The organism is Saccharopolyspora kobensis, assembly GCF_900108315.1.
GTDB lineage: Bacteria > Actinomycetota > Actinomycetes > Mycobacteriales > Pseudonocardiaceae > Saccharopolyspora > Saccharopolyspora kobensis.
This window is the reverse complement of record NZ_FNVB01000002.1, coordinates 1,393,821-1,412,866: the sequence shown is the minus strand read 5'-3', so window position 1 is coordinate 1,412,866 and position 19,046 is coordinate 1,393,821. Positions and strand designations below refer to the sequence as shown.

General features: G+C 70.5%; 20 protein-coding genes. 9 read left to right on the top strand and 11 right to left on the bottom strand.

Annotation, left to right across the window (positions count from 1 at the left end; translation table 11 throughout):
- Positions 1–260: 260 nt before the first annotated feature.
- A complete protein-coding gene (locus tag C4T78_RS06400) occupies positions 261–1,496 on the bottom strand; it encodes a multidrug effflux MFS transporter (RefSeq protein ID WP_093353497.1) in 1,236 nt (411 codons plus the stop codon).
- A 51-nt stretch (positions 1,497–1,547) separates the two neighbouring features.
- Between C4T78_RS06400 and C4T78_RS06395 the strand changes: the two genes are divergently transcribed.
- On the top strand, positions 1,548–2,069 hold the full coding sequence (locus C4T78_RS06395) for a CGNR zinc finger domain-containing protein (RefSeq protein ID WP_235863576.1): 522 nt from the start codon (positions 1,548–1,550) through the stop codon (positions 2,067–2,069).
- A 183-nt stretch (positions 2,070–2,252) separates the two neighbouring features.
- On the opposite strand, the gene C4T78_RS06390 is transcribed toward C4T78_RS06395, so the two are convergent.
- On the bottom strand, positions 2,253–3,143 hold the full coding sequence (locus C4T78_RS06390; protein ID WP_093353496.1) for an NmrA family NAD(P)-binding protein: 891 nt from the start codon (positions 3,141–3,143) through the stop codon (positions 2,253–2,255).
- A gap of 117 nt (positions 3,144–3,260) precedes the next feature.
- Positions 3,261–4,091 (bottom strand): helix-turn-helix domain-containing protein, encoded by an 831-nt coding sequence (locus C4T78_RS06385; RefSeq protein ID WP_177247627.1) that lies wholly within the window; start codon positions 4,089–4,091, stop codon positions 3,261–3,263.
- Positions 4,092–4,265: 174 nt separating this feature from the next.
- Between C4T78_RS06385 and C4T78_RS06380 the strand changes: the two genes are divergently transcribed.
- Complete coding sequence (locus tag C4T78_RS06380) at positions 4,266–5,183, top strand: aminoglycoside phosphotransferase family protein (protein ID WP_093353491.1); 918 nt, start codon at positions 4,266–4,268, stop codon at positions 5,181–5,183.
- A 116-nt stretch (positions 5,184–5,299) separates the two neighbouring features.
- On the top strand, positions 5,300–6,487 hold the full coding sequence (locus tag C4T78_RS06375) for a tyrosine-type recombinase/integrase (RefSeq protein ID WP_093353489.1): 1,188 nt from the start codon (positions 5,300–5,302) through the stop codon (positions 6,485–6,487).
- A 6-nt stretch (positions 6,488–6,493) separates the two neighbouring features.
- Here C4T78_RS06375 and C4T78_RS06370 read toward each other — a convergent pair whose 3' ends face one another.
- The 4 genes from C4T78_RS06370 to C4T78_RS06355 form a co-directional block, all read right to left on the bottom strand.
- Complete coding sequence (locus C4T78_RS06370) at positions 6,494–7,402, bottom strand: helix-turn-helix transcriptional regulator (RefSeq protein ID WP_093353488.1); 909 nt, start codon at positions 7,400–7,402, stop codon at positions 6,494–6,496.
- Between the two features lie 130 nt (positions 7,403–7,532).
- On the bottom strand, positions 7,533–8,759 hold the full coding sequence (locus C4T78_RS06365) for a cytochrome P450 (RefSeq protein WP_093353485.1): 1,227 nt from the start codon (positions 8,757–8,759) through the stop codon (positions 7,533–7,535).
- A gap of 67 nt (positions 8,760–8,826) precedes the next feature.
- Positions 8,827–10,029 (bottom strand): cytochrome P450, encoded by a 1,203-nt coding sequence (locus C4T78_RS06360; RefSeq protein WP_177247626.1) that lies wholly within the window; start codon positions 10,027–10,029, stop codon positions 8,827–8,829.
- Between the two features lie 29 nt (positions 10,030–10,058).
- Positions 10,059–10,832: a tRNA-dependent cyclodipeptide synthase gene (locus C4T78_RS06355; RefSeq protein WP_177247625.1), complete on the bottom strand. Its 774-nt coding sequence runs from the start codon at positions 10,830–10,832 to the stop codon at positions 10,059–10,061.
- A 468-nt stretch (positions 10,833–11,300) separates the two neighbouring features.
- On the opposite strand from C4T78_RS06355, the gene C4T78_RS06350 reads away from it, so the two are divergent.
- From C4T78_RS06350 to C4T78_RS06340, 3 genes are all read left to right on the top strand, one after another.
- On the top strand, positions 11,301–11,708 hold the full coding sequence (locus C4T78_RS06350) for a RidA family protein (protein ID WP_093353479.1): 408 nt from the start codon (positions 11,301–11,303) through the stop codon (positions 11,706–11,708).
- A 114-nt stretch (positions 11,709–11,822) separates the two neighbouring features.
- The gene (locus C4T78_RS06345; RefSeq protein WP_093353477.1) at positions 11,823–12,725 is read left to right on the top strand and encodes an MBL fold metallo-hydrolase; all 903 of its coding nucleotides are present in this window, start codon (positions 11,823–11,825) and stop codon (positions 12,723–12,725) included.
- A 14-nt stretch (positions 12,726–12,739) separates the two neighbouring features.
- Complete coding sequence (locus C4T78_RS06340) at positions 12,740–14,176, top strand: carboxylesterase/lipase family protein (RefSeq protein ID WP_093353475.1); 1,437 nt, start codon at positions 12,740–12,742, stop codon at positions 14,174–14,176.
- 64 nt (positions 14,177–14,240) lie between these two features.
- On the opposite strand, the gene C4T78_RS06335 is transcribed toward C4T78_RS06340, so the two are convergent.
- Positions 14,241–15,218, bottom strand: coding sequence for an esterase/lipase family protein (locus C4T78_RS06335; protein ID WP_107916136.1), 978 nt, complete (start codon positions 15,216–15,218; stop codon positions 14,241–14,243).
- 293 nt (positions 15,219–15,511) lie between these two features.
- On the opposite strand from C4T78_RS06335, the gene C4T78_RS06330 reads away from it, so the two are divergent.
- The 3 genes from C4T78_RS06330 (at position 15,512) to C4T78_RS06320 (ending at position 17,088) form a co-directional block, all read left to right on the top strand.
- A complete protein-coding gene (locus C4T78_RS06330) occupies positions 15,512–15,913 on the top strand; it encodes an SgcJ/EcaC family oxidoreductase (protein WP_093353470.1) in 402 nt (133 codons plus the stop codon).
- A gap of 25 nt (positions 15,914–15,938) precedes the next feature.
- Positions 15,939–16,562 (top strand): TetR/AcrR family transcriptional regulator, encoded by a 624-nt coding sequence (locus C4T78_RS06325; protein ID WP_235863575.1) that lies wholly within the window; start codon positions 15,939–15,941, stop codon positions 16,560–16,562.
- 115 nt (positions 16,563–16,677) lie between these two features.
- The gene (locus C4T78_RS06320) at positions 16,678–17,088 is read left to right on the top strand and encodes an MmcQ/YjbR family DNA-binding protein (RefSeq protein WP_093353464.1); all 411 of its coding nucleotides are present in this window, start codon (positions 16,678–16,680) and stop codon (positions 17,086–17,088) included.
- A gap of 77 nt (positions 17,089–17,165) precedes the next feature.
- On the opposite strand, the gene C4T78_RS06315 is transcribed toward C4T78_RS06320, so the two are convergent.
- The 3 genes from C4T78_RS06315 to C4T78_RS06305 are packed head-to-tail and all read right to left on the bottom strand — an operon-like array spanning position 17,166 to position 19,017.
- On the bottom strand, positions 17,166–17,459 hold the full coding sequence (locus C4T78_RS06315; protein WP_093353461.1) for a DUF6204 family protein: 294 nt from the start codon (positions 17,457–17,459) through the stop codon (positions 17,166–17,168).
- Positions 17,447–18,100 (bottom strand): TetR/AcrR family transcriptional regulator, encoded by a 654-nt coding sequence (locus tag C4T78_RS06310; protein ID WP_093353459.1) that lies wholly within the window; start codon positions 18,098–18,100, stop codon positions 17,447–17,449. Before C4T78_RS06310 ends, C4T78_RS06315 begins: the two co-directional genes overlap by 13 nt.
- Before the next feature lie 11 nt (positions 18,101–18,111).
- Complete coding sequence (locus tag C4T78_RS06305) at positions 18,112–19,017, bottom strand: EamA family transporter (protein ID WP_093353456.1); 906 nt, start codon at positions 19,015–19,017, stop codon at positions 18,112–18,114.
- Between the last annotated feature and the right edge of the window lie 29 nt (positions 19,018–19,046).

Below are 19,046 nucleotides of genomic sequence, written 5' to 3'. Positions count from 1 at the left end.
TCGACGTCATATAAATAAGGAGGATTATGGATATAAACTCGGATGGGGCCGCAGGCCCCCGGAGCGCAGGGCTGTCACCCCCTGAACTGGGTGCCGTTTGGTCGCGAGGGGTGCCCGTTCTGACTGGGCTCGGGGCCAGGGCGGGGGAATGGCACTCAGCCTTCTCATACGTCACCGTGACGAAATGACGTGGTGTCCCAGAACCTTGATCGGCGCACCGGAGAAGAGCTGATCGCCCCGTCAGGCCCCCAGCCACGTCCTCAGCTTCGGCCGACCGGTTCGCCGTGGCCCTCCCACGGCCGGGCGAGCACGACCAGCGCCAGCGCGGAGACGAGGACGAAGATCAGCACCACCGCGGTCATGGACGCGGCAGTGGTACTGCCCAGAACACCGGGCAGAGGTGCGGCCACGGCGCCGAGTGCGAACTGGGCTCCGCCGAGCAACCCGGAAGCCGCACCAGGGGCAGCACCGCCCACGGCGAGGATGATCGTCGTCGCCGCGGGCAGCACCAACCCGAACCCGAACGTCACGCCGAACAGGCAGACCCAGGTACCGGAGAACGTGCTGACACCGGCGGAGAGCAAGCCCGCCAGGCCCACCACGGAAACCACCATGACGGCCACCCCGACGACGAGCAGGGTGTTGAGCCGCACCCGACGGGCCAGCCGTCCGAACAGGACACCTGCCGCCACCGTGCCGACGGCGTTGGTGGCGAAGACGAGGCCGTACCCGGCCGAGGACAGGCCGTAGACGCTCTGGAAGACGAACGGCGAACCGCTGATGTAGGCGAACAAGGCCGCCAGGCCGCAGCCCATGACGAGCAGGTAGCCGATCAGTTCGCGACGCCGCAGCAGTCCGCCCATCGCCACGACCGCAGCGCGCAGGCCACCGGACCGGCGCTGTTCGACGGGCAAGGATTCAGGAACCCACGCCCAGACCGCGACCGACAACAACAGCCCGCTCGCGGCCAGCGCCAGGAACACCAGCCGCCAGGAACCGACGCCGAGGAGGAGACCTCCGGCCACCGGCGCCAGCACCGGCGCGGTCATGGCGATCACGCTCAGCACCGAGAGCTGCCGCGCTGCACCGGCACCGGTGAACCTGTCGCTGATGACGGCCCGGCCGATGACCAGCCCCGCGCTGCCGGCGACTCCCTGCAGCAGTCGAGCGGCGTTGAACACCGCGATGGACGGCGCGAGCGCGCAGGCCGACGACAGCACGGTGAACAGGATCGAACCGATCAGCAGCAGGCGCCGCCGGCCCATCGCGTCGCTGAGCGGGCCGAGAACGACCTGACCGGTGGCGAGCCCGACCAGGCAGGCCGTCAGGGACAGCTGAACCGCGGTTCCCGAGGTGCCGAAGGAGGCGAGGATCTGAGGGAAGCCAGGGGTGTACATGTCGGTGGCGAAAGGAGATGCGGCCGAGAGCCCGCCGAGAGCGAGGACGAGCCGCCCGGTTCCGGTCCGCGACGTCGCGGAAACGAGGCCGGCGCTCATCGGACACCGAAGATCGCATTAGGCATGCCTACACTATGTTGTAATACCCTTGTGCAGGAAAACCATTACTACCGGGACGCGCTGCGGCTCGCGACCGACCTCGTGAATCGTCCGCCGCTGCGGCCGGAGGAACTGGCCGACCGGTGGAACGAACTCGGTCTCGGCAGCCGCGCGAGGGCGTCCGACGCCGATCTGGAGGAAGTCTCGCGCTTCACGCAGCGGTGGACCGCCGTGATCGACGCGCGGACAGAGGAAGAACGGGTCGCCCTGCTCAACGAGCTTCTCGCGGAAGCGGCCGCCTACCCGCGGATCACCGACCACGACGGTTCGGGCTGGCACCTGCACTACCGCGACGACGACGTACCGCTGGCGGCGATGATCCGCGCCGTGACCGCGGTGGCCGCGGCCAAGCACCTCACCGAGCACGGCATGCACCGCCTCGGCCGCTGCGCACTCGCGGAATGCGCGCAGGCCTTCGTCGACCTCACCAGGGGAGGCCGGCAGCGCTACTGCACCCGGGTGTGCGCCAACAGGGATGCCGTGCGGCGGCATCGCGCCCGCCACCAGCGGTGAGGCACCGGAAGCGGGCTGCGCCCGCTGCGCCACCCGTCCGAACTCGACGAGGAACAGATCGACCGCTCATGGATGGGCGCCCTCGACGACTTCCAGGAGACATCCGCCTTGTCAGGCCTCTCCGACGCCGGTCCTGCCGGTCTGTGGGTGGAAGGACATTCCCCAGCGTTTTCGCAGGGCCGGTCAGGAGGCGTTGAGTGCGGGCACGAATTCGGTCCTGATGAATGTCTCCAGCGATGTCGGGGTGGTCGTTCCTGCGGTCCGTGGCTGGGTCATGCGCAGGTGACCGGTGTTCACAGCGTGCGGGACCTCCGTCATCATCGCGGCGACGTTGTCCGACACGCCGGCTTCGCGCAGCTGCTCGTGGAAGGCCTCCACGGTGCAGCGCTCGTAGGTCACGGGTGCGTCGATCGCTGTTGCGATCGCCTGTGCGACCTCGTTCATGGTCACGTCTCGTTCGCCTTGCAGTTCTCGGATTCGTGTCCCGATCTGCGGCCGTGTCAGTTCCTCGGCTGCGGCGGTGCCGACGTCGGTCGTGGTGATCAGCGGCAGCGGCACGTCGGGGTCGAACGGCGCGATGATCCGGCGGCGGGTGCGCACGGAATCGAGGTGGTCCAGGAGGTTTTCCATGTAGTAGCCCGCGCGCAGCCACGTGATGTCCACTCCGGGAACGGCCGAGAGGCGCTTCTCGAAGCGGTGCAGACCTGCGACGGGACCGGTACCGCTGGGGTGTTGTGCTCCCCAGCTGCTCAAAGCCACGACACGGCGCACTCCGGATCGGGCGAGCGCGTCGGTGAGCGCGGCTGCCGCCTGGTCTTGGAAGGCGGCGAAGTCGGGGTGGTCGGGGATGTAGTTGGGCTGGATGACCAAGTAGGCGGTATCGGCCTCTCGGAGGGCGTTGGCCATCGCGGTGGGATCGGATTGGTCGGCCTGGTGGATCTGAGCTCCGCGGTCGGCGAGGTGCGCGAGGTTGCGCGGGTCGCGGCCGACTGCTCGTACGTTGTGGCCCTGTTCCAGCAGGTGCGCTGCTGCGGCGCGGCCGGTGCGGCCGCTGGCTCCGGTGATGACGTGCATGCCTTTTCCTGTGTCAGTAGCGGTTTCCGGCGATCTCGGTGAGATCGTCCGCGGTGCCCTGTTCCGGTACCTGCAGCGAACCCAGGTGCCGTCTTCCGAGAGAGGTCCGAGGAGGCGTCATGATGTGCTCTCCTCTCGGGTGGTGAACGTGGAAGCCGACAACGTGGCAAGCGATCCGAGGCGCACCAGCGCTTCTTCCGTGGCGTCGTCGGTGGGGTGGTAGGCCCAGATCCGGTGACCGTCGCTGTCGGGGAGTTCCAGCACGTGCTGGTCGAACGCGAGCGCGCCGACCAGCGGGTGCCGGAGCCGCTTGCGGTCGACGGCCTTCTCGTACACCTCGTGCTGCGCCCAGGTGGCGCTGAACACCTCGCTGGCCACGGCGAGCTCACCCACCAGCCGCTCCAACCGGCCCGAACCCGACTCGGAACCGGCGCCGGCGCGCAACGCCGCCACCATGCAGTGGGCCAGCTCGGACCAATCGACGAAGAACTCCTGCGCCCCCGGCGACAGGAACACCATCCGCGCGTAGTTCTCCCGATGCTCCAACCCCTCGTGAAGCATCTCACCCAACGCATTGGCGGCCACAACGTTGAGCCAGCGGTCCACCAGGATCGCGGGGACGGTCAACGAGCCGAGCAACGGACGCACCGCATCCAGCCGCCTTGGCTCAACAACACCACCGACGTCGGCGTCGTAGTCGGCCGCGGCGAGCTCACGCAGATACCGCGACGAGGCGCGGTCCAGCAGCAAAGCCGCCGACAGCCCGTCCAGCACCATGCGCGAAGGATGCCGCTCCCGGCCCTGCTCCAGCCGCACGTAGTAGTCCGTGCTGATCCCCGCCAGCATCGCGACCTCATCACGCCGCAGCCCCGCCACCTGCCGAGACCCGCCCGGCACGAGGCCCTGCTGCTCCGGACGCACCTGCTGACGCCGCGCCCGCAGGAACACGCCCAGCGGGCTGTCCAGCGCCTTCGCCTCCCATGAGTCCATGAACCCACCGTAGGCAGCCCACCCGGACCCGGGGGTAGGAGCACAACACCCACCCCGACCCCGCAGACAGGCCGAAGAGGTGATCACCGGCTGCGGTCGGTCGCCGATCGCGGCCCTAGTACGTTTCTGCGCATGACCCACACCAAGATCGAGATCACCGCGGAGCTGATCCGCGACCTGCTGCGCGACCAGCACCCCGATCTCGCCGATCTGCCGGTGGAACTCGGTGCGCGCGGCTGGGACAACCAGCTGTGGCGGCTCGGTGACGAACTCGCGGTCCGGCTGCCCTGGGCCACGGAGTCCGCCGACGTCCTGCTGCGCAAGGAGCACACCTGGGTGCCCGCGCTCGCCCCGCACCTGCCGCTGCCGGTTCCGGTTCCGCAGCGGCTGGGCGAGCCCTCCGAACTGTTCCCGCGGCCCTGGATCGTCACCACCTGGGTGCCGGGCGAGCCTGCCGACCGGGCTCCGGTCACCCGCACCGAGGACGCCGCCGAAACTCTGGCCGCTTTCCTGACGGCACTGCACCGCAGCGCTCCCGACGCCGCACCCGCCGGCCGCGGCCGCGGCGGACCGCTGGCCGAAGCGTCCGGGTGGGTCGCCGAACAACTCGCCTCGGCCACCGGACTGGGCCTGATCTCCGATCCGGACGCGGTCCGCGCGGTGTGGGAGGACGCCCTGGCAGCACCGGTCTGGACAGGACCGGCCCGGTGGCTCCACGGCGATCTGCACCCGGCCAACGTCCTCACCGAGGACGGCACCATCTGCGGGGTGATCGACTTCGGCGATCTCTGCGCCGGCGACCCGGCCCACGACCTGGCCGCCGCGTGGATCCTGCTGCCCGACGGCGGCGCCGAGCACTTCCACCGCGCCTACCAGCCCGCCGCGGACGCCGCGATGCTGCGCCGTGCCCGCGGCTGCGCGGTGATCAAGGCACTGATGCTCTTGCACGTCGGAGACGCCGGTGTGCACGGCCGTCCCGGTGGAAAGGCGACCTGGGGGCCACCCGCCCACGACGCGCTGCGACGTCTCATCGCGACAGCCGGCGGCTGATTTCCCGGCCCAGCACCGCCAGAACCGGGCGCACGAACCGCAGTCAGGCCCCCGCTGCCGGACGGACCCGGCGGTGCCCGATCATGAACCCGCCGCGAATGCCCGAGGAGGTGCCCGTGACCAAGGCGATCGCCCCGCTGGAGGAGGAGCTGCGCAAGAGCGGCCAGGAGCGGTTCGCGGAGTTCCTGCGCATCTACGCATCGCTGAACACCCGCCTGGCCTACGCCACCGATCTCGGGATCCCGCTGGACTGGGTCCCCGGCTACCGGCCACCGGACCCCACCCGGCGCCGGGGCCGCGCCCGCCGAAGCCAGCCCACCGGCCTGGAATGGCTGCCGTGGTGCCTGCGCAACGGCTTCACCTCCTTCGCCGAGGTCCGCGTCGAGCACGTCGAGCGCTGGCTCGGCGAACTGGCCGCCGCAGGCTACCGCGACGCCACCCGGGCGCGGATGCTCTCAGCGGTGTCGGCCTTCTACCGCAAGTACCTCCTGCGGGAAGGCCTCGCCGAGCACAACCCGGTGGCCCTGGTCGACCGCTCCGCCCAGCACCTCAACCGCCCCGCCGGGACCCCGTCGAGCACCGTGCTGTGGTCCTTCGAAGCCTGCCGCGCGCTGCTGCTGGCCGCCTACCTGCTCGCGGACCGCCACCGCCACGGGCTACGCGACCGCGCGATGGTCGAGATCCTCATCGGCACCGGGGTGCGCGCGGAGGAACTGGTGGGCATCGACATCGCCGACTACCACCGGCCGGAACCCGGCGGGCCGGCCGCCCAGCGGGTGCACGGCAAAGGAGCCAAGGACCGGCGCGTGGCGCTGGCACCACCGGTGGCCGACGCCGTCGAGGCCTACCTCGCCGAGCGCCTGCCCGCCACGGTGCCCGCCCGCACCGGGCAGGTCGGCGCCCGGTCCCGCGAACCGCTGTTCATCACCCGCACCGGAGCCAGGGTGCACGTCTCCCACGTGCAAGCCGTGCTGCGACGGCTGTGCGCCACCTTCGCTCCGCCCGCCGACGCCCCGCCGCCCCGGGCGCGCTGGCTGCGGGACCTGCTGGCCACCGAACAGGCGGCGTTCATCGCGCTGCACCTCGAACCGCTGCGCGAGACGATCCACCCGCATTCGGCCCGGCACTCCTACGCCACCCACGCCAAGAACCGGGGCGCGGAAGCCCGCCAGGTCCAGCGCGACCTCGGTCACGCCTCGTTGACCACCACGGAGGGTTACCTGCACGACGCGGAGAACCTCGCGCTCTCCGCCGCTCACGACCTCTCCCCGGCGCTGCACCGCGGCTGGCTCGCCGCACCGTAGGCGCGGTCAGGAGGTCAGGTTCCGCGCCCGGTCGCGGGTCTGCTGGGCCGCGTCGGCACCGGTGGGCTTCTTCGCGGTCAGCTGGGCAAGCAGCTCCAGGGTGTCGGCGGAGCTGGAGCCCTGCTCGGCGGTGACCACCACGATGGACTGGTCCGGCGCGCGGGGGATCTGGAGGCTCTGCTGGGTGATGGTGAGTTCGCCGACCAGCGGGTGGCGCAGCCGGAAGGCGTCGCCCTGGCAGGGTTTGACCCGGTGATCGCCCCACATCGCGACGAACTCCGGGCACTTCACCGACAGCTCACCGACCAGCGACGCCAGCAGCGCGTCATCGGGGTGGCGGCCCGCCGTGAGCCGGAGGCTGGCCACCAGGCCGCGTGCCTTGTGCTCCCAGTCCACGTAGAGCTCGCGGGTGTGCGGATCCAGGAACAGCATCCGGACCAGGTTCGGTCGCTCGGCGGGGCGCTCCGGTGCCGCGGGGTCGATGTGCCCGGCCAGCAGAGCATGTCCCTGGGGTGTCCAGGCCAGCACGTCCGTGCGCCTGCCGACGAGCAGTGCGGGCATGTCCTTCAACGACTGCAGCAGCTCGCGGGTGAACCCGTCGACGCGTTCCGCCGGTGGGCGCTTCTGCCGGCGGGGGCGCTGCGCTGCCAGTTCCCGCAGGTGCGCGCGTTCGTGATCGTCCAGGCGCAGTGCCGTGGCCAGTGCGTCGAGCACACCGTCGGAGGCGTTGACCGACTGGTGCTGCTCCAGCCGCGTGTAGTAGGAGACGCTGACCCCGGCCAGCTGCGCGAGTTCCTCGCGGCGCAGCCCGGCGACCCGGCGGTGCCCGGGCGGGGTGATCAGCCCGACGTCCTCGGGCCGCAGCCGCGCCCGCCGTGCTCGCAGGAATTCGCCGAGGTGCCCAGAACCGCTCATGCCTCCACTATGCCGTGCCCGCCTGCGGCGAGCCTGCCCCTGCCAGTGGTAGGCAGCGCCAGGCAGTGGGTGCCGGCCTCACCGAGGCCGCAACACCTCGATCAGTTGCGTCACCGGCTGAAATGGCGGGTCACCAGCTCACGGGGAGCCGGTGCACTCCGTAGATCACCTTGCTGGTGCGGAAGGAAAGCTCGTCAGGAGTCGCGGCCAGGTGCAGGGAGGGGAACCGGCGCAGCAGCGCGGTGTGGGCGATGCGCATCTCGGCGCGGGCCAGGTGCTGGCCCAGGCAGATGTGGATGCCGTGGCCGAAGGAGAGGTGCCCGGTGGCCGGCCGGGTGAGATCGAGGCGGTCGGGGTCGGTGAAGTGCGCTGGATCCCGGTTTGCCGTGGACTGCAGGACGGTCACGGCATCACCCGCCTTGATCAGGTGGCCGGCCAGTTCGACGTCCTCGCGGGCTGCGCGGAACAGGCCGAACTGGAAGATCGTGATGTAGCGGAGCAGTTCTTCGGTGGCCTTGTCGGCCAGCGAAGGATCCGCGCGCAGCGCCGCGAGCTGTTCCGGGTTGACGAGCAGCGCGAGCGTGCCGAGCGCGAGCATGTTCGCCGTGGTGGTGTACCCGTTCTCCAGCAGGAGCCAGCAGAGCCCGACCAGTTCGTCGTCGTCGAGTTCGCCCGTGGCGATGAGGTCGCTGAGCACGTCGTCGCCGGGATCGCGGCGCTTGCGCAGCACGAGATCCCGCAGGAAGTCGGGCACCGCCCGCATGACGGCGGCGACGTCGTCGAAGGTGACGTCCGTTGCGATCATCGTCTCCACGTGCCGGTGGAAGGCGCCCCAGTCGGAATCGGGGGCACCGACGATGTGGCGGATCACCTGGGACGGGATCGGCATCGCGAAGGTGCTGACGAGATCGGCGGGCGGGCCCTGCCGCTGCATCTGATCCAGCTGCTCTGCGGTGACCTGCTCGATCTTCGCCTCCAGCTGGTGCATCCGGCGGGTGGTGAACTTCGCCGCGAGCAGCCGGCGGTAGCGCGTGTGCTCGGGAGGATCCATCGCCTGGAAGATGCCCGGGTGCAGCGCACCCGGTTGCTGCGCCGCGGGGTCGCTTCCCGGTCCTGGCACCGGAAAGCGGAACCGGTGCATCTCGGCGCTGAAGCGGTGATCGGTCAGCACCGCGCGTGCGGCCGAGTACCCGGTCACCAGCCAGCCCACGTGGCCGTCCGGGTACACCATGCGATAGATGGGCCGCCGGTCGCGCGAGCGTGCGAACTCGGTGGGCAGGCCGAATGCGTTGCCGCGCGGGACGGGCAGGCCGTCGAGCACGGTGGCGGCGCGGGACGCGTCGTTGCCCGGTGGCACTGCCGGGATTCCTTGAGAGGTGTGCACAGGCGTTCAACTCGTTTCCATCCGCTGCGCGCTCGCACAGCTACCAGCTCACGGGAAGGGCGTGGGGTGTTCGGATGACCTGGCCGGTGAGCCAGGTGAGCGTGTCGACGGGTGCGACGAGGTGGAGGGTGGGGAGGTGGCGCAGCAGGGCGCGCAGCGCGGTTTCGACCTGCATGCGGGCCAGGTGGTGGCCGGGGCAGCGGTGCGGGCCGTGCCCGAATCCGAGGTGGTCGACGGGCTTGCGGTGGATGTCGAGCCGGTCGGGGTCGGGGTAGGCGCGGGGATCGTGGTTGGCGGCTTCGTAGGAGAAGGCGACGCACTGCCCGCGGGTGAGGTCGAGCCCGGCGATGTGCGCGTCCGCGGTGACCAGCCGGGGCGCACCGCCGGTGGCCAGCGGGGTGTAGCGCAGCAGTTCGTCGATCGCCTGGGGGATCAGGTCGGGCTGATCGAGCAGTTCGTTCCAGGTCTTCGGGTGCAGCAGCAGGGTCAGGCAGGCGTTGGTGAGGAACCCGACGGTGCTCTCGTAACCGGCGGCCCACAGCATTCCCGCGATCTCTGCCAGGTGGTGCGCGGAGAGAGGTTCGGGAGCGGCGTGGTGGATGCGGGCCATGAGGTGGTCACCGGTCAGGTGGGCCGGGTCGGCGTACCAGTCGGTGAGCAGCCGGTGGTAGTCCAGCCAGGCGGTTTCGATCTCCTCGCGGGTGTGCCCGACACCGGTGAGCCCGATGCGGGCGTCGGCCTGGAGCCGGTGGCGCAGCTCCGCGCTGAGGTCGCCCAGCAGTGCCCGGCCGGCCATCTGGAACGGCAGCGGCACGGCGATCTCGGCGTAGAAGTCGATGGGTCCACCGGTGCGGGCGATGCTGGCCAGGAGGTCTTCGGCAGCAGCGGCCGCAGCAGGTTGCAGGCTTGCGGCGGCGTGCGGGCTCAAGGCCTGCCGGAACACCCGTCGGAGCGCGGGATGGTCCAGCACCGGGGTGGCGTCGCCTCGGGTGCCCGGCGGCCGGAATCGCACCGGTTCCTGACGTGGGGCGTCGTCGGCGCCGGCCGCGCGCAAGCTCATCCGGGGGTCGCTGAGGCAGGCGCGAGCGACGGCGGCTTGGGTGACCAGCCAGATCGTGTCCCCGTTGTGGGTGCGGACCCGGTAGCCGGGTTCGTCGGTGTCGCGCAGCCGGGCCACCCACGGCGAGAGCTGGTGGTCCCAGCGCTCGAACGGCCACACCGGGATGTCGTCGATGGTGAACATTGCGCTCCCTTCGCCGCTGGGCACCTCGGTCACGAGGTGGTGGCTCGTCTGGGCTGCGGCACGTTCCCGGCAACTGCGCGCGGTCTGATCAGCGCGCATCCCTGGTTGGGCGCGGGGCTCAGCCCGCACCGGGCGGACACCACTTCGCGGATGAACGCAGCGGGCCGGTGGTAGAAGCTCACCGACGAGGGCACGCCCAAGATGCTGGGCGTGTCCACGATGAACGGCAGCTCGGCCACGACGTACTGGGCGCCCTTCTCGATCTGCTCGTCGGTGAACGACGCGCCGGGCTTCCGGCTCGCCAGCACGGTGCGGCTGGTCTGCAGGCACGCTTCGCGCAGTGGTGACGCATGGGTGACCGCGTCCTCGGCCTGGCGCAGCAGGGCCTGGTAGCGGGGGTGGTCGGTGAAGTCCGAAAGCCGGTGCCACCGTTGCGGAGCGGCCGCCAGCCCGGCCTGGCTCCACGCCCGCACCACGCGGTTGTGGACGCGGTTGCACTCCTCCCGGCTGCGCTGGTGGGCTCGTTTCGCCTCGTGCCCCAGCGCCAGCTGCGTGTGCACCAGCGCGGTGTCCGGGATGACCACGTCCACCGCGGTGAACCGCCGGTGCGCCCAGGCGAACAGCCGCGCGAGCAGGTCGACGCTGAAATAGCTGTTGCCCGGGCTCACGCCCACCAGCAGGTGCTCTCCCCGCGCGCACACCCGACGGCAGTTCTCGGTGTAGGGCTCGACCGTGAAGTCGTCTTCGACGCAGGTCGCGGCATCGCCCTCCAGCTGGACAGCAGTGGTAGGCGTGAGTCGCATCGAACGATTCCCTCCTGTTCCGGCGAATCTTGAACCGCGGCCCAACTTCACACGCGCTCCGCGCGTCCGCGCGTCGGGCCACCTGGCCGTGTTCACCGGGAAAATCACCTGGTCGGGCTGGTCCGGCCGGGCGGTGCGATGCGCTCGGCACCCACTGTCCATTGTGGATCTGGACGGTCCCGGAGAGCGCGATGTCGCGGTGGCGAGCATGTTCCGGCCGCAGTGGTCACCGGATCGGGGCGAGGCCAGCAGATCAGCGTCACCGGGAGGAGTGGGCCGCGGCCCGGCATCCGCCGGTACCGTGCTGCACGTCGAGGGAACTCGCGCACCGAGCGTCTGCACCGCGCTCGCTGACCTGCTGGGTCACCGCGGGGTTCCCCGGTTACGGAAAAGTGCGTTCTTCCCGCGCGGTGCACGTCCTCCTACGGTTTTCCGGGTAATCACCAGTGAGCACGGAGGAAGATCGGTATGCCCATCACCCTGGTCGATCCCGACGGGCTCCCGGAGGTCGGCGCCTACAAGCAGGTGTCGGTCGCGACGGGGTCGAAGCTGGTCTTCATCGCCGGGCAGGTCGCCTGGGACGCCGACGGCGCCACCGTCGGCGAGGGCGATCTGGCCGCGCAGGTCGAGCAGTGCTACCTCAACGTCGCCACCGCCCTGGCCGGAGTCGGCGCGTCCTTCCACGACGTGGCGAAGCTGACCGTGCACGTCGTGGACTGGTCTCCGGAGAAGATGCCCCAGTTCCTCGACGGTGTGTCGCGCGCCGCCGCGAAGCTGGGCATCACCCCGGTCCCGCCGGGCACGCTGCTCGGCGCTGCAGCCCTGGACGTCCCCGAGCACCTGGTCGAAGTCGAAGCGATCGCGGTCCTCGGCTGAAAGGCCCCGGCCGTGCCTGCCACTGGCAGTGGTACGCACGGCCGGGGCTGGTTCACCGGTGGCAGTGGCGCGCAGGCTGGTGGGGTCCTTCCCCCGAGAGCCTTCGGAGCAGCCATGCGAGAAATCGTGCTGGGCGATGTCACCATCACCCGGATCGTCGAGTACTACGGGCCGGTCGGGATGTCGCCCGGCCAGTTCTTCCCCGACCTGCCCGCGCAGAGCTGGCAGGACCACGAGTCGTGGCTGGCGCCCGACTTCGTCGATCCCGCCGCCGACGCGTGCATCTGCGCCATCCAGACCTGGCTGCTGCGCAGCGAGGGCAGGACGATCCTGGTCGACACCGGCGTCGGCAACCACAAGGAACGACCCAACTCACCGGTCTGGCACCACCTCGACACCGACTTCCTCGGCGAGCTCGCCCGAGCCGGCGTGCGACCCGAGGACGTCGACCTGGTGGTCAACACCCACCTGCACGTCGACCACGTCGGGTGGAACACCCGGCTGCAGGACGGCGACTGGGTGCCGACCTTCCCCAACGCGACCTACCTGGTGCCGCGCGCGGACTTCGAGTTCTGGAACCCCGCCGACGGCCACGACCCGGCCCTGGGCGGCGGCAACGAGAACGTCTTCGCCGACAGCGTCGCCCCGGTGCACGAGGCAGGTCAAACCCTGCTGTGGGAGGACGAGCACGTCATCGACGGCAACCTGCGGCTGCTCCCCGCACCGGGGCACACCCCCGGATCAGCCGTGCTGAGCCTGGATTCGGGCACCGACCGGGCGCTGTTCGTCGGGGACCTGATGCACACCGCCGCGCAGATCGTCGAACCCGACGCCAACAGCTGCTTCTGCGAGGACCCGGCCACGGCCAGGGCCACCCGCCGCAGGCTGCTGGAGCAGGCCGCCGACACCAACAGCCTGGTGGTGCCCGCGCACCTCGGCGGGCACGGCGCGGCCGAAGTGGCGCGCGACGGCGAGAAGTTCGCCGTCAAGGCCTGGGCACCGTTCGACCGGATCTGACAGGAGAACCACCCGTGTCCGAGTCACTCGTGACCACCACCGCCGGAACGCTCCGCGGCAGCACCGGTGGCGGCGTGCGGCGCTTCCTCGACATCCCCTACGCCAGCCCGCCCGGCCGGTTCGCCGCTCCGGCCCCGCACCCGGGCTGGACGGAGATCCGCGACGCCACCCGGCCGGGACCGACCGCGCCGCAACCGAACCGGGACGGGTTCGCGGCGCTGGACATGTCACCGTTCTTCGGACCCGGATGGGTTCGCGGCGAGGAGTTCCTCACCGCCAACGTCTGGGCCCCGCAAGACGCCCGGCACCGGCCGGTGATGGTGTTCGTGCACGGCGGCGGATTCGTCTCCGGCTCGACCCGCTCCCCGCTCTACGACGGCACCGCTTTCGCCCGCGACGAGGTGCTGCTGGTGACGCTCAACTACCGGCTGGGCATCACCGGCTTCCTCGACGTGCCCGGCGCTCCGCGCAACCGCGGCCTGCTCGACGTCATCGCCGGCCTGCGGTGGGTGCGCGACAACATCGAAGCCTTCGGTGGTGATCCCGGCAACGTCACGCTGTTCGGCCAGTCCGCAGGTGCCACGCTGGTCGCCGCACTGCTGGCCGCACCCGAGGCGAGAGGGCTGTTCCGCCGCGCGATCGTGCAGAGCGGCAACGGCCTCGGCGCGTTCTCACCGGAGCAGGCCGCGGTGGTGACACGCGCTGCGGCATACGTGCTCGGCGTCGAACCGAACGTGGCCGGGTTCGATTCCGTGCCCGACGAACGGCTGGTGGAGATCATGCCCGGGCTCACCGGGCTGGATCTGCAGACCGCGGGGGAGTTCGACCCGCTGGTCGGCCTCACCCCGTTCGACGTGGTGCTGGAGCGCCAGCCCGCCGACAGCGACCTGGCCGAGGTGGACCTGCTGGTGGGCTCCAACGCCGAGGAGGGCAACCTCTACCTCGCGCCGCAGGGCAAACTGACGTCCTCCACCGCTGATGACGTCCGCGAACTCGCCGCCCGGGTGCACCGCGACCCCGAGGCGCTGATCACGGCCTACCGCGCGCAGCGTCCAGGCGCTGGTGACGGTGAACTGCGGTCGGCGATCCTCGGCGACGCCATGTTCACCGCAGGAGGGCGCAGGCTTGCCGAAGCCCACGGCAGCGCGCACGTCTACGAGTTCGCCTGGCGATCGTCGGCTGTGGACGGTCAGCTCGGCGCGGCGCACTCGGTCGAGCTCCCGTTCGTCTTCGACCTGCTCGACCTGCCGGTGTTGCGCGGCCCGCAGGCCCTGCTCGGTCCGGAGGAGCCGCCAGCGGACTTGGCGAAGGAGATGCACGGGGCGTGGATCTCCTTCGCGACCACCGGTGATCCCGGCTGGCCCCGGTTCGGCGCGCAGGGCCGGATCCGGCGCTTCGACGCGGTTTCGGAGACCACCACAGCTCGTGATCTGTCCGTGTGGCACACCTGATCGACTTCGTCACGGTGACGAAATAGTCGGTGGCGCGGGGGCTTCCGCGCCACCGACCGGGGTGTCACCGGGGGAGGTCATCCCCCTTGTAGGTGGCGGCCTTGAAGGCGACCTTCAGCGGGGACCAGCCGTTCTCGGTGGTGTAAGGGCCACCGTCGGCGCCGTGGTGCCAGTACCGCAGGCAGAAGCCGCCCGCACCCTTGAGCTGGCGGAGGTTGCCGTGGCTGACGTTCGGGTCCGAGCAGCCGGCGGCGATGTTCTCGTCGTAGCCGTACTTCTGGTGCGCGAAGTAGCCCTTGTCGATGCCCGAGTAGTACGAGACCGTCTCGTCCTCGATCGAGCCCACGAGGCTCCAGTCGATCCCAGCGGCCCACGGATCGTCCAGTCCGCGGTCGGCGCGGCCCGGTGCGGACTCGTGCAGCTTCTCGATGAACCCGGAACCGCCCTCGTCCTTCGGGGTCATCTGGTTCCACTGGCGGGTGCACTTGTCGTTCGGGTCAGCATCGGGGTTGCCGCACCCGTTGATCAGGCCCTGGTGCGGGGTGCCGAGCGTGACGACGTCCTCCACCGCCACCTTCGGCGGGAAACCGCTCCAGCCCTCGCGCGTGCCCAGCACCGCGACGCGGGTGATCAGGCCGCCCATCGAGTGCGCGACGATGTCGACCTCCTCGCCCTTGCTGGTGTACTTCTCGTAGATGTGGTTGGCGAAGTCCTTGGCGATGTCCTGGATGGGGCGCTCGCGAGTGGCCTTGCCGTCGCCGATCACGTCGTCGCAGTACTCCGCGTCGCCCGCGTAGTAGCCGATCGTGCGCATGGTGGAGCGGTCGCGGCCGCCTGATTCCTGGTAGTAGGCCAGAGCTTCGTCCCAGGTCGAGACGTTGCACTTGGTGGGCGGATCCGGGTTGTAGCCGTGCACCAGCAGCATCGTCTTCGGCTTGGCCGCCGGAACCGGCACTGCCGCCTGGACCGCCGCCGGTGCGCTGAGGGCGAGCCCCGCGGCGGCGATCGCGGCGGCCACTGCGTGCCATCGTCTGTTGATCATCGAGCGCTCCCGTCAGTCGGTTCCGGCGCGGGACCAGGCGCCGGCGGCTCTCGGCCGGGGCCCACCTGGTGCCGGTCCGCCGACCCTAGGCACCCGACCCGGGCATTCGTGGACCAACACGGGCTTTCCCTCCCCGCAGAGCACCCGGTTGATCCGATCGGAGGAGTGCGGTCGGATCGCCGACGCCGTTCGGCGGGCGAAGTGCTGAGGACCGCTTGACGGCGAGCCGCCGCCTCAATAGCGTGAACACACGTTCATGAACAGTTGTTCACAACGATGGGACGGTGACTCGCATGAACCGGGACGAGGACAGGGCCGCGTTGGACCAGCTCGAGCAGCAGCAGGTGCTGGCGTGGGGCGAGGACGGGACAGCCTTCGCCGCGACCTTCACCGAGGACGCCGACTTCGTCGATGTGATGGGCGGCCACCTGCACGGGCGCACCGCCATCGCCGAGAGCCTGCAGCAGGGCTTCGACACCTTCATGGCCGGCACCCGGATGTCGGCTCCCCGGGAGCGCAGCGTGCAATTCATCTCCGACGACCTGGCCGTGGTCATCAACAGCGGGAACTGCGTCCTGCGACCCGGCTCGCAGGAATGCCGCACCGAGGACCTCTCCATCCAGACCAAGGTCGCCGTCCGGCAGGATGGGCGGTGGTTGTTCCGGACCTTCCAGAACACCCGGATCCGCACGTGAGAACCCGTCCGCGAGGGGAGAGCCGGTGCCGCGCACCGCAGCCGCGCTCCGGGACAGCAGCAGTCCCGATCTGCGCGATCACCTGATCGGCGTCGCCGAGCGGCTCATCGCCCAGCGCCGCACCGACAAGCTGACCGTGCGCGCCATCGCACGGGAGGCGCAGGTCGCCGACGGAGTGCTCTACAACTACTTCGCCGACAAGGAAGAACTGCTCGCGCACGCGCTGCTGGCGCACATCGAAGCGGCCGAGCGGCAGCTGCCGGAGCCACCGCGGCCCGGCGAAGGCGCGCTGGAGACCAGTCTCGCCGGCTACCTGCGGCACATCCTCGACCTGCACGAGCGGATCCTGCCCGCGTTCGCCGGACTGCTGGGCCAACCCAAGGTGCTGGCCCGGTTCAACGGCTGGCCCCGGTCGAAGAAGGGCGACGACCTGCGCCAGACCCTGACCGCCTACCTCGACGCCGAACAACGGCACGGCCGCATCCGCGCCGGAGCCGACACCCGGGCGGCAGCGGCGCTGCTCGTCGGCGCCTGCTACGAAGTCGTGCTGCCCCGCCTGCTGCAGCCCGCCGTCGAGGAACCTCTCGACGTGGCGGCGGAGTTCCTGGACAGCCTCGTCACGACGATCCTCGGCGGCATCCGAGCCTGAACCCGTCGAGCATGCCGAGCTAGCGTGAACCGATGGCCTGCTTCCCGGCTGAGCAGACCTCGGCGCGGTCGTGGCCGGGCCCGCCGATGCCCGTGTTGACGAGGAGGGTGTGGCGATGAGGGGAAGATCCTTGCAGGAAGCGGCGCAGCGGTGCGCGTTGAACCTGCCCGGGACCACGCTGTACTCCTTCGAGGCCGGGTGGGAGGCTTGCCGGGTTCACGAGAAGTGGTTCATGTTGATGACCGAGGTTCCGCGGCATTCCCGCGTGCGGGACGCCGAAGTCGTGGCCGGTCAGCCGGTCGTGATCGTCAAGGCCGATCCGAGCGACGCGGCAACTCTGCGCGAGGCGCATGCGGACATCACTGCCGGTTACCACATGGACAAGCGGCACTGGATCACACTGTCCCCCGGCGGCTCGATCGACCAGAAGCTGGTCGAGGAGCTGGTGACCGAGTCATACCGCCTCGTGCTCAGCACGCTGCCCCGCGCGCGTCGGCCTGTTGATCCGGAGGCCCTCGGCACCTGACCGCCATCCGCTCCTGGTCTTCACCGGCACTCGGTGTCGTGGAACGACCGCGGCAGTTGATCCGGCACCGGTGATCCTCAAGTCCGGGTCTTGCGGCGGATCTTGATCTGGCGCATGTCGGTCACCGCCACGCGCAGGACCTGGTGCGGGTGGCCGTGGGCCTCCAGCGCGGCCAGCGCGCGGCGGGTCGCCACCTTCTCGTCGTCATCGTCGCCGGCGGGAACCTGGCAGCGGAAGGTGAACACCGAGACGCTCGCGTCGTGGGTGAAGGCACCCTCCTCGGTGAACGCGGCACCGGCGGCGGCGCGCACCTGCTCGCGACCCGCTTCGCTGATGCCGTCGAACTTCCCGCGGATGGTCACTCGGAACACGTCCGGTCCTCTCTGGTGGCGTAGTCGAGCACGTTGTCGCTGAGTGCGCGCTCGATGGCGTCCAGCAGCCTCGTTGCGGCCTCGGCCAGCTCTTCGGGTCGTGCGCCTGCGGCCAGGTGCGCGCCGAGCTCGGCGTAGACCAGCGAATGCAGGCCGCCGAGCTGGTGGGCCACCACGCGCGGCAGCGGGTCTGCGGCATCGGCACCGGTTTCCTCGGCGAGCACCTCCGCCAACGCCTCGGTCATCTGCCCGCCCAGCGCCTCCAGGCGGGCCAGCAGCGTGGGCGCGGCGCGCATCATGGCCAGCACCGGGGCGAATCCCGGCGACATGCCGAGCTTGCGGTCCCGCCGCGCCACCTCCGCGCGCAGCTGCTCCAGCACCGCCCCGGCCGCTGACTGCCCGGACCGCCGGGCCCGCACGATGTCGGCGAGCCGCTGCGGGGAGGCTTCCTCGGGCGGCAGGACGAGATCTTCCTTGGTGGGGAAGTAGTTGTAGACGGTGTTGACCGACACCTCCGCCGCGGCGGCGACCTCGGCGATGGTGACCTGGTCGAAGCCCCGCTGCACGAACAGCGCGGTGGCCACCCCGCTGATGTGCTGCCGCGTCCGGCGCTTCTTGCGCTCCCGCAATCCCTCGGTCACGAGAATGAAGCCTACTCCATTTTTGGAGTCGACTCCAAATTATGTGCGCGGCGCAGTCCCGAGGTGACGCTGACGGCGTTGGCGGCCACGATCGCCGCGATGCTCAACCACTGCGCCACCTGCAACGACTCGCCCAGCACCACCACGCCGACACCCGCGGCCAGCACCGGGTTGACACTCATGAACACCCCGAACGCGGCAGCCGGAATCCGCCGCAACGCCAGCAGATCCACCAGGAAGGGCACCGCCGAGGCCAGCAGACCCGCACCCGCCGCGCACAGCAGAGCACCGGTGGTCGGCGGGTTGTGCAGCAGCACCAGCACACCGACCGGCACGAACACCAGCCCGGAGATCCCGGCGGCCGCCGCCGAACCCTGCGCGCCCGGCAGCTTCTGACCCACCGCGCGGTTGAGCAGGATGTAACCGGCCCAGCACACCGCCGCCAGCAGCGCCAACCCGATGCCGAGGTAATCGGTGCTGGGCTGCGGGCGGGTCAGCACCACCACCCCGGCCGCGGCGATCACCGCGCAGCCCAGGTCCAGCCGCCGCCGCGACCCGGCCAGCGCCACCGCCAGCGGCCCCAGGAACTCCAGCGTCACCGCCAGCCCGAGCCCGATGCGCTCGATGGCCGCGTAGAGCGAGAGGTTCATCGTCGCGAACACCGCCGCCAGCGACAGCACCAGCCGCCACTGCGGCAACGTGAACGCCCGCAGCCGTGGCCGCCCGACGCCCAGCAGCAGCACCGCGGCGATCCACTGCCGCACGGCCACCACCCCGGCCGGGCCGATCACCGGGAACGCCATCGATCCGATCGCCGCACCCAGCTGGTTGGACAACCCGCTGCCGAGCAGCATCGCGAAACCCGCACCGCGACCGGCCTTCACCGAGTCGTGCGCGGGAGCTGTCGTGGTCTGCATGCGGCGAGCCTGCGCCTTCCCGAGGCATT